We start from the raw sequence: 12,527 nt of genomic DNA, 5'->3' as shown, positions 1-12,527 counted from the left end.
GACCGTCGGTCATTCTCCGTTGACTGACTGACCGCCGGTCATTACTTTCTCACGCAAGCCCCGCTCCGGCCCCACACGGTGAGGACCCGCAATGAGCGACGCAACCCGCGCGACCGGTGCGCGGACCACGCACCACTCGAAGGGCCTGCTCCTGTTCTTCGTCTGTTTCGGCGTGTTCATGGTCTACCTCGACGCCACGATCGTGAACGTGGCGCTGCCCGACATCCAGCGGGACCTGAACGCCGATCTGGCCGGACTCCAGTGGGTCGTCGACGCGTACGCCCTCGCCTTCGCCTGTCTGCTGCTCACCTCGGGCACCGTCGGCGACATCATCGGCCGCAAACGGCTGTTCCTCGGCGGTCTGGTCGGCTTCACGCTCAGCTCGGTCCTGTGCGCGCTCGCCGGATCGACGGGCGCCCTGCTGGCCGGGCGGGCCCTGCAGGGCGTGTGCGGGTCCATCATGATCCCGGTGTCGCTCGCGCTGGTCTCGGCGACGTACACCGAGCCGGCGGCCCGCGCGAAGGCCATCGGTATCTGGGCCGGGATCGGCGGACTCGCCCTGTCCGCAGGGCCGTTGGTCGGCGGAGTGCTCGTCGACACCGTCGGCTGGCAGAGCATCTTCTGGGTCAACGTACCCATCGGGGTGCTCGCCACCGTAGTGCTGGCCCGGCTGCTGACCGAGAACCGCGGGCCGCGCGCCCGGCGTCCGGACATCGTGGGCCAGCTGCTGTTCGTCGTCGCGATCGCCTCACTGGCGTACGCGCTCATCGAGGGCAACACCGAGGGGTGGACCTCCGCACTCATCGTCGGCGCGTTCGCCACGTCGGTGGTGACGCTCGCGGCGTTCGTGGTGTGGGAGCTGCGGCAGCCGGATCCGATGCTGCCGCCGAAGCTGTTCCGCAAGCCGGTCGTGGCGGTGGCGGGCGCGGTCAACTTCCTCAGTCTCTTCGGCCTGTTCGCGGCGATCTTCCTGCTGACCCTCCATCTGCAGAGCGTGCAGGGACTGAGCAGCATCGAGACGGGCGTACGGTTCCTGGCGCTGACCGTGCCCATCATGATCGCCTCGTTCGCGGCGAGCGTCGTCGCGGCCAGGACCGGACCGCGTGCCCCCATCGTGGCCGGCTCGCTCTTCTCGGCGGCCGGGCTGTACGGCCTCACGGCGCTCGACGCGGGCAGCGGCTTCGGCGACTACTGGTGGGCGCTGACCCTGCTCGGCATCGGCGTCTCCTTCACCGGCGCGCCCGCGACCGTCGCCCTGCTCGGATCCGTACCGCCCGAGCAGGCCGGCACGGCGTCCGGCATCTCCAACACGTTCCGCCAGGTCGGCGCCGTCTTCGGGGTGGCGCTCGCCGGGGCGCTGCTGCTGCGCCACCTGCGCGACGCGCTGCCCGGGGCGCTCGCCGGGGTGCCCATGCCGCAGGACGCCCGCGACCGTGCGTACGCGCTGCTCAGCGACGGTGACCTGTCCCGCACCGACGCCCTGCCGCCCGAACTGCGGCGGCCGGTCCTCGACGCGGTGGGCCCCGTCTTCGTCGACGGCGTGCATCTCGTGATGCAGGTCGCGGCGGCCGGCACGCTCGCCGGCGGGCTCTGCGCACTGGTGCTCCTCGGGCGCGGCGCGGGGCGGGTCGCCGCTGACGTCCCAGCCGCGCCCGAGGTCGCCGCACCCGCCGGGACGAGGACGGGAAACACCCGGTGACCTCGGAGCCGGCCGACGCCTCCGGCGGCCGCACCCTGCTGGGCCGACTCGCCGACTGGGCGAGCGACCTGGAACTCGACGACGCCCCCGACCGGGTCGTCGCCCACCTCAGGAGCCAGCTCCTCAGCCAGCTCGCCGCCGCCCGCACCGGATACGCGCACCCGCTCGGCAGACGGATCGCCAGGGCGTACGGCGGACCGCTCCAGCAGGACCCGGCGCGCGCGGCCGTCTCCCTGGCGATGGCCGCCATCTGCCTGGACCACGACGACACGGCGTACGCGGGTCACCTCTCGCACTCCTGCGTCACCGTGCCCCTCGTGTACGCCGGGCAACTGCGGCTCGACGGACGGCAGTTGCTCACGGCGATCCTGGCCGCCGACGAGAGCGCGGCACGGGTCACCGCCGCCGCGACCCTCGGCCCCTTCCGCGGACAGGCCGCCGCGCACACCCACCTCGCGGGCACGGTCGCCGGCCGGCTGAGAGCCCTCGACGCGCCCGCCCGCACCTGGGTGAACGGGCTCGGCCTGGCCTTCTCCGTACCGCCCTGGACCCTCACCCCGGGCTTCCTCTCCACCGACGCCAAGGGGTTCGCCGCGGCGGCACCCATCCAGACCGGCCTCGCCGCCTGCGACGGGGCCCTTGCCGGACTGCGGGGACCCGCGGACGTACTGGAACACCCGGAGGGATTCCTGCGCCGGTACGCGGACGTGCCGCTGCCCGAGGAGGCGGTGGCCGGACTGGGCACGCTCTGGCACACGGAGACGCTCTCCTACAAGATCCACCCGGGCAGCGCCTATCTCAGTGCCGCCGTCGACTGCGCGGTGGACTGCTCGGTCGCACTGCGAGCCGCAGGCGTCGACCCCGACGGCATCGCGGAGGTCGTCGTCGAGGGGTCCCTCCTCACCAGCGGACTCGACCGGGCGTCCCGGGCACGGCACATCGGCCCGAACGCGAGCGTCGCCGCACTGAACTTCTCCCTGCCCTACAACGTGGCCACCGCGCTCCTCACCGGCGCCCTCGAACCCGCGGATCTGATGCCCCCCGCCGTCGAACGCCCCGAACGCTGGAAACTCGCGGCGAGGGTACGCACCGTCCACGACCCGCAGTTCAGCCGCGCCGCGCTGCTGTCGACCGCGCCCCTCGGCCAAGCCCTGCGGCGCGCCGGCGAACACGCCGACGCCTGGGTGCGCGGAGCCGACGGGCACGCGGCCGACATGCTGCCCCCGGCCTGGCTGGCCCCCGAGACCGACTTCCGCTTCGCCACCAAGCGCCTGGGCGCGCGCGTGACCGTACGGCTGCGCGACGGGCGCGAGTTGTCCGCCCACCGTGCGCAGGCCGTCGGGGCCGTGGGCGGCGCGGACCACTCGGCACTGGCCCGTGAGAAGTTCCTGCGAAGCGGAGGCGATCCCGAAGTCCCGCACTTGATCTCGGAGTTGCCGGACCTCGATGTGAACGGGGTCGCACGACTCATCTCCCTTGCGCTGTCCGGAGCGGCGGACGAGGCGCGGGCGGAGATTCCCCGGGGCGAACGACGGCGCCCCGGACGGAGTCGGCGGACCGGCTCGGTGGACACCCGTGCGTTGGAGGGGGCGTACGGGCGTCTGCTGGCGTCCGCCGACTCCGTCCCCGACCGTGTGCTGGCCGAACTCGCCGTGCAGGCAGCCGCGTTGGCGACCTCGGGTGTGCTCTCGGAGGCGGCGAAGGCGACGGTCGACGCGCTCCTCGCCTCGGCACCGCGAGACGTGCTCGTCGACCTGGTACGCCGGAACGCCGCCCACCTGCTCGGTGTGCTCGACCGGATGCCCGCGGGCGACGAAGGACTCTGGTCGCGGGTCGTCGAGGAACTCCGCGGCCACGTCGAGCGTGCGGAGAAGAGCTTGGGGACAAGCGCTGGAGCGAGTGCCGAGACGGGCGCTGGAAGGAGTGCTGGAGCGAGCGCCGAGACGGACGTGGGGGCGGGCGCGGAGACGGGCGCTGGAACAGGGCGCCGAGACGGGCGTGGCGAAGGTGCGGAGAGAGGCGCGGGGGAACGCCCATGACGGATGACACGGACGCGCCGTCTCTCGCGCCTCCCTCGGAGGACGACGACCCGCGCTGCCTGCGTCCCGGTGAGGCCGTCACCGCCCTCGCGGACGCGCCCTGGCGACGGGTCGTGATCCTCGGGGAGCACGAGTCGCGTCTGGCGCGGGCGGCCGTCGTGCCCGGATACCGCCCGGTGAGCTGGAGCGACCGGGTGTCCGCCGCGCTCCGTGCGGCGCACCCCGGCCTCGCCTGCCGTACCGCGCGCGGACGCAGGGACCTGTCGCTGTTCGAGATGCGCTCCCGGCAGGTGCTGGACGCCCTCGTCTTCCGCGGCGACCTGGCGCTGATCTCGTGCGGCGGCCCCGAACTGAGGGAGGCGACGTTCGACCTCGACTCCGTGGAGGCCGAACTCAGCCGGATCCTGGAATCCCTGCGGAGCGCCACCTACCGCGACGCCGTCGTGATCAGCCCCTTCGACCGGTCCGCGGCGGGCGGACCGCAGGCCGCCCGCGCCTCCTCCACCCAGCGGGACACCGCGGTACGCGAACGTCAGCTCCGGCTCGTCCAGCGCATCGCCCTGGTGACGCTCCATCACGCGGCCCGGCACGTCGACCTGATGCGGCACCAGCGGGGCCTCGACCCGAACTCCCTGTGGGCACCGGGGCCCGGCCGGCTCAGCAGCAGGGGGCACGCGGTGGCCGCCGCCGCCGTGGTGCGTGCCCTCGCGCGCGGGGTGCCGTGAGCCGACGACGGGCTGCCGGAGACCGCCGGGGGATCAGCCGGCTTCCGGGAGGCCCATGTACGCGAGCCGCCGTGTCTGCATCTCCTGCGACCACCGCAACGCCGTGCCGACCCGCTCCTCGACGGTCGTGTCCACGAGCCGCCGCCCGGGCCAGATCTCGTAGTCGCCGACCAGCCCGGTGTGCTTGTCGAGCCCCTCCTGGAACAGGGCCTCACGGCGCAGCACCATGTCGGTCACGGGCAGTTCGCTCCACAACTGCCGTCCGCGCACGATGAGATCGAGGATCCGCGGCCGGTCCTCGGGGTGGGCGAGGAGATGTTCGCGGGCGACGGAACTGCCGACCGTGAGATGGCGTATCTCGTCGATGCCCGCGCCCCGCTCGATGTCCGAGGCCGCCGGGTCGAAGATCCGCCACTTGCGTTCGCTCAGCTCGGCGGCCGGCGCCAGCACACCCTCGACGAGGATGGTCAGTACGACCACACCGCCGATGAAGTCGGCCTCCTCACGCAGGACCCGAAGACCCAGCTCCTCCAGCGGGACGAGGATCGCGTCCCGGTCCGCCCCCGCGAGCCGCTCCACGTCGGCGGTCAGGTCCTCGACCCCCAGCGCGGTGAGATGGCTGCGGAACACCATGGAGTGCCGTGCCTCGTCGATCAGCTGGGTGGCGTAGAACTCCATCGTCTCCAGGGACGGGGCCAGCGCGACCAGGTACGAGATGGCCCGGGTGGCCTTCTCCTCGGCGATCGAGCGGAAGGCCAGCTCCTGGGTGAGCGCGTCGTTGAGCGGGCCGGGTTCGCGGGTGACGTCGAGGGGCCGCACCTCGGGGGCGTGGCCGAGCACCTGGCCGCGCAGGGTGCCCTGCGGGACCGAGCGCAGCCAGTAGCGCAGATCGCAGTCCTGGGCGGTCAGTTCCAGATTCATCGCGCCCTCGACGAGCGAGGGGGCCTTCTCCCAGTCGGCCTCGGCCGGGACGGCGGTGGTGGCCGGAGAGGCCGGAGTGTTCGGAGCGCTTGGGGTGTCAGTCACGGTCTGCTCCTGTCGGGAGGGTGTTCAGCAGGGGTGATCCGGTGCCGGCTCGGGAGCTCAGGACACGGGCCAGCACCAGTTCGTGGTCGCCGACCGGCACGGTCCGCTCGACCTGGCACTCCAGCCAGCCCACGGCGTCGCGCAGCAGCGGAGCACCGCAGGCCGAGCGGCCGTCCCACAGGCCGGTGGCGCCCGGCAGGTCCCAGCCGTCCGTACGGTCGGAGCGGGCGAAGTGCCGGGCCAGCCGGGCCTGCCGGTCGGACAGCGCGTTGGCCGCGAAACGGCCCGAGCCCAGGAGTGTCGCCAGCCCCCTGCTGCCTCGGCGCAGGGCGACGGAGACCATGGGCGGGCGCAGCGAGGCGACGGACAGGGTGCTGACCGTGACGCCGTGGGCCCGTTCCGCCGGGCCGCAGGTCAGCACGGCCACACCGGCCGCGGACCGCCACACCGCGGTGCCCTCGCTCAGCAGGCCGGTGCCCGTCATGTCGTCCTCACGTCGAACCGGTCGTCGAACCGGTCGCTGAGCCGGGGCTCCTGGTGCGCCGGGTCCGTACCGGCCGCCGCCCCGGTGGTTTCCCGGGTCTCCGGGGACAGGGCCGCGTATTCGGCGCGGAACCGCTCGTACGCCGGATGGGTCTCCGGCTCGAAGCGCAGCCCGAACGGTTTCAGGAAGTTCCCGAACAGCGCCCGGTCGCCGAAGAGATGGATCGGCAGCGCCAGCAGCGCCCACTCCGCGCCGAACAGCCAGATCCACGCCAGCGCCACCAGCCCCTGGGTGACGAGACTGTGCATCACGTTGTAGAGGACGTGGTACGTCCGCGGGATCCGCCTGCCCTTGGCCCGCCGGTGGGCGATCGCTCCGGGGAGGTAGCCGATCAGGTCGATGTACACGAAGAGCGCGAGCGCCGGCAGCCAGCGCACCTCGTCGAGGTGCGTGAGGAACAACGCCGCCGCGACGACGAGACCGAGCGCGTACTCCAGGCGGATCAGCCGGTAGGTGGTGGGTGTCTCGAAGAGATTGTGCGCGTCCATCAGGCGGCCACCGCGGGTTCGTGCTCGCCCGTCCCCTCGGGGCCGACCACCGTCGCGCCCGGGAACAGGCCCGTCAGGACGGTCGCGATGGTCTCCTTGAGCACCCGCTCGGCCACCGGGTCGAGGATCCCCGCCAGGCTGGGGATCCCGAAGTCGAACTCGGCGGCGAACTCGATCAGGCAGCCTGCGCCGACCCGCACCCGCCAGGTGCCGGTGAACTCCTCGAAGTCACCGTGCAGTTGACGGAAGGCGATGGTCAGCCGCTCCTCGTCGAACCGGTCGGCCTCCGTCCAGCGCAGGATGCCGTTGCGGAAGTACACCTCCCAGTCGCTGTGCTCCTCGCCGTCCGTGCCCTGGCGCACCGTCACTGTCCTGACGACGGGCGACAGTTCGGGATAGCGGGCGAAGTCCCGGATGCGCCGGTACGCCTCGTCGGCGCCGACACCCCCGGTCCGTACCGTCAGTTGAGCGCTTCGCATGTCGTCACGTCACCTTTCCGTAGCGGGCCGACTGCGCACGGCAGGCCCGGTCGAGCGCCTCGTAAAGGAAGTCCAGGTCGCCGCGGGTCAGCACGGCGGGCGGCGTCAGCCGCAGGACCAGATGGGAGTTGAGCGAGTGGTTCGCGACGACCCCGTGCTGGATCAGTTCGATCAGCAGGTCCCCGGCGGCCCCCGGCTCGGCGAACTCCACGCCCAGCAGCAGGCCCCGGCCGCGCACCTCGCGTACCGCGCTCCCGTAGTGGGTCCGGACGATCCGGCGCAGCACGCTCAGGATCTCCTCGCCCAGCACCCGAGCCCGGTCGACCAGTTCGTCCTCCTGGATCGCCGCGAGTGCCCCGCGCGCGGCCGCCATCGCGAGGGGCGCGCCGGAGAACGTCGAGGTGTGCAGATACGGGTCGCGGTCGAGCACCGAGAAAGCCTCCGGCGTCGACAGCACGGCCGACACGGGTACGACCCCGCCGCTGAGCCCCTTGCCGACCAGCATCAGATCGGGGCGGACACCCTCGGCGTCGGCGCCCCACCAGCTGCCCAGCCGGCCCATACCGGTCTGGATCTCGTCGAGGACGAGCAGCGCCCCGTGCTCCCGGCACAGCCGCTCCACCTCCCGCAGCCAGCCGGGCGGCGGGATCACGACCCCGGCCTCGCCCTGCACCGGCTCGACGAACACGCACGCCTCACCGGACGCCGCCGCCAGCGCCTCACCGAGCGCGGCGGTGTCCCCGTACGGCACATGCGTGGTGTCGGGCAGCAGCGGCCGGAACGGCTTCTGGAAGACGTCCTTGCCGGTCAGGCTCAGCGCTCCCATGGTCTTGCCGTGGTAGCAGGACTCCATCGCGATCAGCCGGGTCCTGCCCTTGGTGCGGGCCACCTTGATGGCGGTCTCCACGGCCTCCGCCCCCGAGCCCGCGAAGTGGACTCGCTCCAGGCCGGGCGGGGCGACGGACACGAGCGCGTCCGCGGCGAGGGCGGCCTGCGGCTCCAGGAAGAGCCGGGTCGCCACGGGGTGGGAGTGGAGCTGCTCGGTCACGTACCGCAGGACGGTGGGGTGCCGGGCGCCGGTCAAAAAGACGCCGTAGCCACCGCAGTTGAGGAACCGGCTGCCCTCGGCCGTGGTGACCCAGGCGCCTTCCGAGGCGACCTCGATGTGGCCGCCGAACATCTCGCCGAGGGTGGCCCGGCCCTTGCTCAGGCGGCTGCGGTACAGCCGGCCGAGCTCCTCCCGTGCGGTCGGCGTGGGTGCGACAGTCATGACGTCCTCCGCCTCACGCGAGCCGCAGCGGGCTGCCCGCCACGTGCTCCAGATAGGGGGCGGCGAAGCTCGCCCGGGACGGCGGGTGGAAGCCGAGCCCGTGCGAGACGGCGGCGAGGTACGCGACCTCGGACGAGGCGATGAAAGCCGTCCCGCCGAGCATCTCCACCGCACGCCGCACCGTCTCGCCCAGCGCGTCCTGTGCCGCGTACCGCGCCACGAGCGCCTTGCCGAGCGCCTCGTCGCCGTTCTCGCCGTCCCGCAGCATCCGGGCGACGCCCTCAAGGAGCAGGTTCGCCGTCTCCAGGCGTGTCACCAGGTCGGCGCGGTCCGACGTACTGCCCCGCTCCCGCCCGAGGGCGCTTTCGACCAGCGCGCCGGCCGCGCCCAGGTAGGAGGCGGAGATGAGCAGTTCGAACCAGAGGAAGCCGACGGTCTGCAGTTCGTCGAGCCGGCCGGGTTCGGCGGCGCCCGTCCGCATGAGCAGCTGCTCGTCCACGAAGACGTCGGTCAGCCGCACCTCGTCGCTCTCCGCCCCCGCCAGCGCCCAGCTCTTCCAGAAGGGGTGCACGCTGATGCCCTCGGTGGGCCGGGGGAGGAGCATCACCGCGAGTTCCGTGCCGTCACCGTCGCCGGTGGCGTCGCTCGTGCCGTCCGGGCTGTCCGGGCCGTTCTTCGTGGGCAGTGCCACGCTCGCCGTCAGCAGGTCCATCGACGCGGACAGGCTGCACGGTTTCTTGCTGCCGTTGACCAGATAGCCGCCGTCTACCGCCTCCGCCCGGACCGTCGGGGCGAGGATGCCCTGTCCCGGCCGCCCCTCGGCGAACCCGGAGGCCACCAACAGGCCCTGCTCCGCGATGCCTTCGAGCAGCGCCCACTCCATGCCGGAGCGCTGCACGCTGTCGGCGAGGGTGAACAGGGTGGCCACGGAGAAGTGGTGCATGGTCGTGGCGACCGCCAGGGACGGCGAGTGGGCGCCGACCGCGCGGACGACCGCCAGGGCCTGGAGCGGGTCGGCCCCACCGCCGTGGTACTTGGTGGGGATCACCAGCCCGGGGCCCCCACAGGCCCGGAAGTGGTCGAGCGCGGGGCTGCCCGGCGCCTCCAGTTCGGACAGGGGGATGTCGTCGAGCTTGTCGAGCAGGCCGGGGAGAAAGGCCTCACAGGTCTCCCGGGCGTGGTCCATCGAACGCATGGGTTCCTCGAACTCTCGGTGTCTTGCTCTCGGTGTCTGGCAACTGTCGGTGCCTGGGAACGCGCTTGTGCATGAGGGGTGTTGACGCCGGACTCGCGGAGGCCGGCGCCCCGCCGGAGTCAGGCCGCCGGGCGCCGGCCGGTGCCGAAGACCGCGTCCCGGGGGCGGATCCCGCCCGGGGACACGCTGACGCCCTGGACGTGCGTGGTGCGCAGGGCCGGGTAGTTGGCCTCGCCGAACACCCCGCCGGTCAGACCCGTGCCGCCGTGCGAGGGCAGATAGGGCAGGAACCCGATGTGGGAGTCGTTGACCTTGAGGAGACCGCCCTCGGTGACCCGGTCGACGAAGCGGTCGACCACCTCGCGGTCGGCGGCCCACAGCGAGTTGCGCAGGCCGTAGCCGGTGCTGTTCACGAAGTCGATGAACTTCTGCAACAGCCGCTCGTCGTCGTCGGGTTCGGCCACGATCACGGGCAGCAGCGGGAAGAACGTCTCCTGGCTGACGGCCGTCATACGCCGCGCGTCCGTCATGCCGCGGACGAGGACCACGGTCGGCTCCAGGAAGATGCCCGCAGGGTCGCGCGTACCGTCGACGAGCATCGCGTGCCCGCCGCAGACCAGCTCGGCACCCTGCAGCAGGGCGTCGTCCAGGCAGGCGAAGAACTTCTCGTTGCGCAGCACCGGTGTGAGCAGCACGTCCTCGTCACCCGCGCGGCCCGGCCGTACGAGAGAGGCCTGGCGGACCAGTTCGGCCAGCAGCCGCTCGGCGACGTCGGGATGGACCAGGACCTGGTTGGGGATCATGCACAACTGGCCGGAGCCGAAGAACCCCTCGGTCAGTGCCTCCGCGGCCAGCTCGACGTCGGCGTCCTTCCAGATCGTCACCACGTCGTTGCCGGCCAGCTCCAGGATCGGCTTCTTGCCCGCGGCCACGCACCGGTCCTGGAAGCGCATGCCGGCCTCACTGCTACCGAAGTACATGATGTCGTCGACCAGCGGGCTGTCCAGCCAGGCGCCCAGCAGGGGAGCGGGGTCGCCGCAGACCACCCCGAGGGTGCCGGGGGGAGCGCCCACCTCGTCCAGCACCGGGGCGACCAGCTCCTGCAGCGCGTACATCACACCGAGGGGTCCGCTCCTCGGGGCGCGTACGACCAGGGCGTTGCCCGCGAAGATCGCGTGCACGCCGAGCAGGGCACTGGCCATCGGGGCGTTCTGCGGCGGGTTCAGGCAGACCACACCGTCCGGCCTGCGGCGTACGGAGATCTCCCGTACGCCGTGCCGGAACTCCTGGTGCAGCTGCGAGTGGTAGAAGCCGACGGACTCGGGACCCCAGCACTCCAGCATCCCGGAGACCTGCCAGCGGGCGAGCACCCGGGGGTGCCCCTCCTGGACCAGGATCTCCTCGATCTCCTCGGCGCGTTCGGCGATCCGGCGGTGCAGCAGCGTGCACACCCGGTCGAGCCGGATCTCCAGCGGCACGGCGGCCCACTCGACGGCGGCCCGTGCGGCGGCCTCCAGAGCCAGGCGCACCTCGTCCGGACCGGCCTTGGCGACCCGGCCGACGATCGAGGGCGGCAGTTCCCCGTCCGGGGCCTGGCCGCGTTCGAGACGCCGCTTGAGCGTCAGATTGGAGAAGGCGTCGTCGAGCAGCGCGGCCGCGTCCACCACGTACACCCAGTCGTCCCCGGAGACACTCCGTCCCCCGATGTACGAGCCGTAGCTCCGCGCGTCGGGACTCAGCCGCACCTCGTTCCCCGTACGTACGTCACGAGTCCTCGCCTGTATTCCGGTCACACCGGCCCCCTGATTCATCTCCCGCTGATTTCCCACAAGCTTCCAGCCGGCGCTGAGAAGGTTCTGACACCGGACTGAGACGGGCGTTTCAGAAGGATCGAAGGGCGGCGCGCAAGGGTGGGGAATTGATCCGACGACAGGGGGAAGGGATATGTCAACCACCCGGGAGACGGCGACATTCGACAGGGTTCTGTACGCGCTCGGCGAGTACGCGGAGAATCCCAGCGCGTTCCTCGCGCTGAACACCGGGAACGACTACTTCACTCGGCCCGGGAGTTCCGGAGTGGTCGTTCACCGGCGGGCCGGACGATATCTGATCCAGTTCGGCGGCCCTTTCGCCCCCGAAAGCGAACGGCCCGAACTCCTGGCGGCCTTTCTGGAATTCGCCTGTGCACAGCGCCGGCGGGTCGTCGCCGTACAGCTGCAGAGCGGTGACGTCGATCTGTACGCCCGTTCCGGGTTCACCGTGAACCAGATCGGCTGCGCCTACGCGCTGGCGCTGCCGGACTTCTCCCTCGCGGGCACCCGGTTCGTGAAGCTCCGCAACAAGATCTCGCGGGCCCGGCGGGCGGGCCTGGAGATCGACGAGGTGCCGTTCGGCGAGGTCGCCGGTGAGCTGGCGGCCGTGGACCGTCCCTGGCTGCGTGCCAAGGGACGGCATGTGAAGGAGATCGAGTTCCTGGTCGGGCAGCTGGGCGGACCGGCGCAGCCCGAACGGCGGCTCTTCGTGGGGCGGATCGAGGGGAAGGCCGTCGCGTACATCTCGTACTCACCGGCGTACGGCCGGCACTCCGGGTGGCTGCACGATCTGACCCGCCGGGTGCCGTCGAGCGCGCCGGGGATTCTGGAGGCCGTCAACATGCGGGCCGTCGAGGTGTTCCGGAGCGAGGGCGCGCAGTGGCTGCATTTCGGGTTCACACCCTTCACCGGGCTGTCCGAGGAGCATGAGGCGGCTTCGGCCAGCGCGGCGACCGGCCGCTTCCTGCGGTTCCTCGCCGACCACGGGGAGCGGGTGTATCCGGCGGCGAGCCAACTGGCGTACAAGGAGAAGTGGGCGCCGGGCCTGGTGCTCCCTCAGTACCTGGCCTTCCACGGACGGGCCCGCGCGGGCGCGGTCTGGCGGCTCCTGCGGGTGACCAAGTCGGTGTGAGGGCGAACCCGCTGAGGGCGTGACGGCAACCCTACCGGCGGGCGTGACGGCAGCCCTGTCGGCGGGCCCTGGCCCCGGACTTGACCACTGACCCATGGCCGGACGGACGTCAGCCTTCC

The 12,527-nt window shown here is 72.1% G+C and carries 11 protein-coding genes; 4 read left to right on the top strand and 7 right to left on the bottom strand.

Going from position 1 to position 12,527, the window contains the following annotated elements; all coding sequences use genetic code 11:
* Positions 1 to 91: 91 nt before the first annotated feature.
* The 3 genes from OHS59_RS07880 to OHS59_RS07870 are packed head-to-tail and all read left to right on the top strand — an operon-like array spanning position 92 to position 4,463.
* Entirely contained in the window at positions 92 to 1,699 is a 1,608-nt protein-coding gene (locus OHS59_RS07880; RefSeq protein WP_328492662.1) for an MFS transporter, read from the top strand.
* Positions 1,696 to 3,738 (top strand): MmgE/PrpD family protein, encoded by a 2,043-nt coding sequence (locus OHS59_RS07875; protein ID WP_328492661.1) that lies wholly within the window; start codon positions 1,696 to 1,698, stop codon positions 3,736 to 3,738. Before OHS59_RS07880 ends, OHS59_RS07875 begins: the two co-directional genes overlap by 4 nt.
* Entirely contained in the window at positions 3,735 to 4,463 is a 729-nt protein-coding gene (locus OHS59_RS07870; protein ID WP_328492660.1) for a hypothetical protein, read from the top strand. Before OHS59_RS07875 ends, OHS59_RS07870 begins: the two co-directional genes overlap by 4 nt.
* A 33-nt stretch (positions 4,464 to 4,496) precedes the next feature.
* On the opposite strand, the gene OHS59_RS07865 is transcribed toward OHS59_RS07870, so the two are convergent.
* The 7 genes from OHS59_RS07865 to OHS59_RS07835 all read right to left on the bottom strand — a co-directional run bounded on the left by OHS59_RS07865 (position 4,497) and on the right by OHS59_RS07835 (position 11,249).
* Positions 4,497 to 5,384, bottom strand: a complete 888-nt coding sequence (locus tag OHS59_RS07865) for a VlmB-like protein (RefSeq protein WP_328499106.1) — start codon at positions 5,382 to 5,384, stop codon at positions 4,497 to 4,499.
* Between the two features lie 97 nt (positions 5,385 to 5,481).
* Positions 5,482 to 5,973, bottom strand: a complete 492-nt coding sequence (locus tag OHS59_RS07860; RefSeq protein WP_328492659.1) for a flavin reductase family protein — start codon at positions 5,971 to 5,973, stop codon at positions 5,482 to 5,484.
* The gene (locus tag OHS59_RS07855) at positions 5,970 to 6,521 is read right to left on the bottom strand and encodes a hypothetical protein (RefSeq protein ID WP_328492658.1); all 552 of its coding nucleotides are present in this window, start codon (positions 6,519 to 6,521) and stop codon (positions 5,970 to 5,972) included. Before OHS59_RS07855 ends, OHS59_RS07860 begins: the two co-directional genes overlap by 4 nt.
* Positions 6,521 to 7,000 (bottom strand): type II toxin-antitoxin system RatA family toxin, encoded by a 480-nt coding sequence (locus OHS59_RS07850; RefSeq protein WP_328492657.1) that lies wholly within the window; start codon positions 6,998 to 7,000, stop codon positions 6,521 to 6,523. Before OHS59_RS07850 ends, OHS59_RS07855 begins: the two co-directional genes overlap by 1 nt.
* A 4-nt stretch (positions 7,001 to 7,004) precedes the next feature.
* The gene (locus OHS59_RS07845) at positions 7,005 to 8,270 is read right to left on the bottom strand and encodes an aspartate aminotransferase family protein (protein ID WP_328492656.1); all 1,266 of its coding nucleotides are present in this window, start codon (positions 8,268 to 8,270) and stop codon (positions 7,005 to 7,007) included.
* 13 nt (positions 8,271 to 8,283) lie between these two features.
* The gene (locus OHS59_RS07840) at positions 8,284 to 9,465 is read right to left on the bottom strand and encodes an acyl-CoA dehydrogenase family protein (RefSeq protein WP_328492655.1); all 1,182 of its coding nucleotides are present in this window, start codon (positions 9,463 to 9,465) and stop codon (positions 8,284 to 8,286) included.
* A gap of 119 nt (positions 9,466 to 9,584) precedes the next feature.
* Positions 9,585 to 11,249 (bottom strand): aldehyde dehydrogenase family protein, encoded by a 1,665-nt coding sequence (locus OHS59_RS07835; protein ID WP_328499105.1) that lies wholly within the window; start codon positions 11,247 to 11,249, stop codon positions 9,585 to 9,587.
* A gap of 160 nt (positions 11,250 to 11,409) precedes the next feature.
* Here OHS59_RS07835 and OHS59_RS07830 point away from each other — a divergent pair, with 160 nt between their 5' ends.
* Positions 11,410 to 12,408, top strand: coding sequence for a DUF2156 domain-containing protein (locus OHS59_RS07830; RefSeq protein WP_328492654.1), 999 nt, complete (start codon positions 11,410 to 11,412; stop codon positions 12,406 to 12,408).
* Positions 12,409 to 12,527: the final 119 nt, after the last annotated feature.

This window comes from Streptomyces sp. NBC_00414, from assembly GCF_036038375.1.
Lineage (GTDB): Bacteria > Actinomycetota > Actinomycetes > Streptomycetales > Streptomycetaceae > Streptomyces.
The sequence above is the reverse complement of the archived record's forward strand: the minus strand, read 5'-3'. Positions and strand labels throughout refer to the sequence as shown.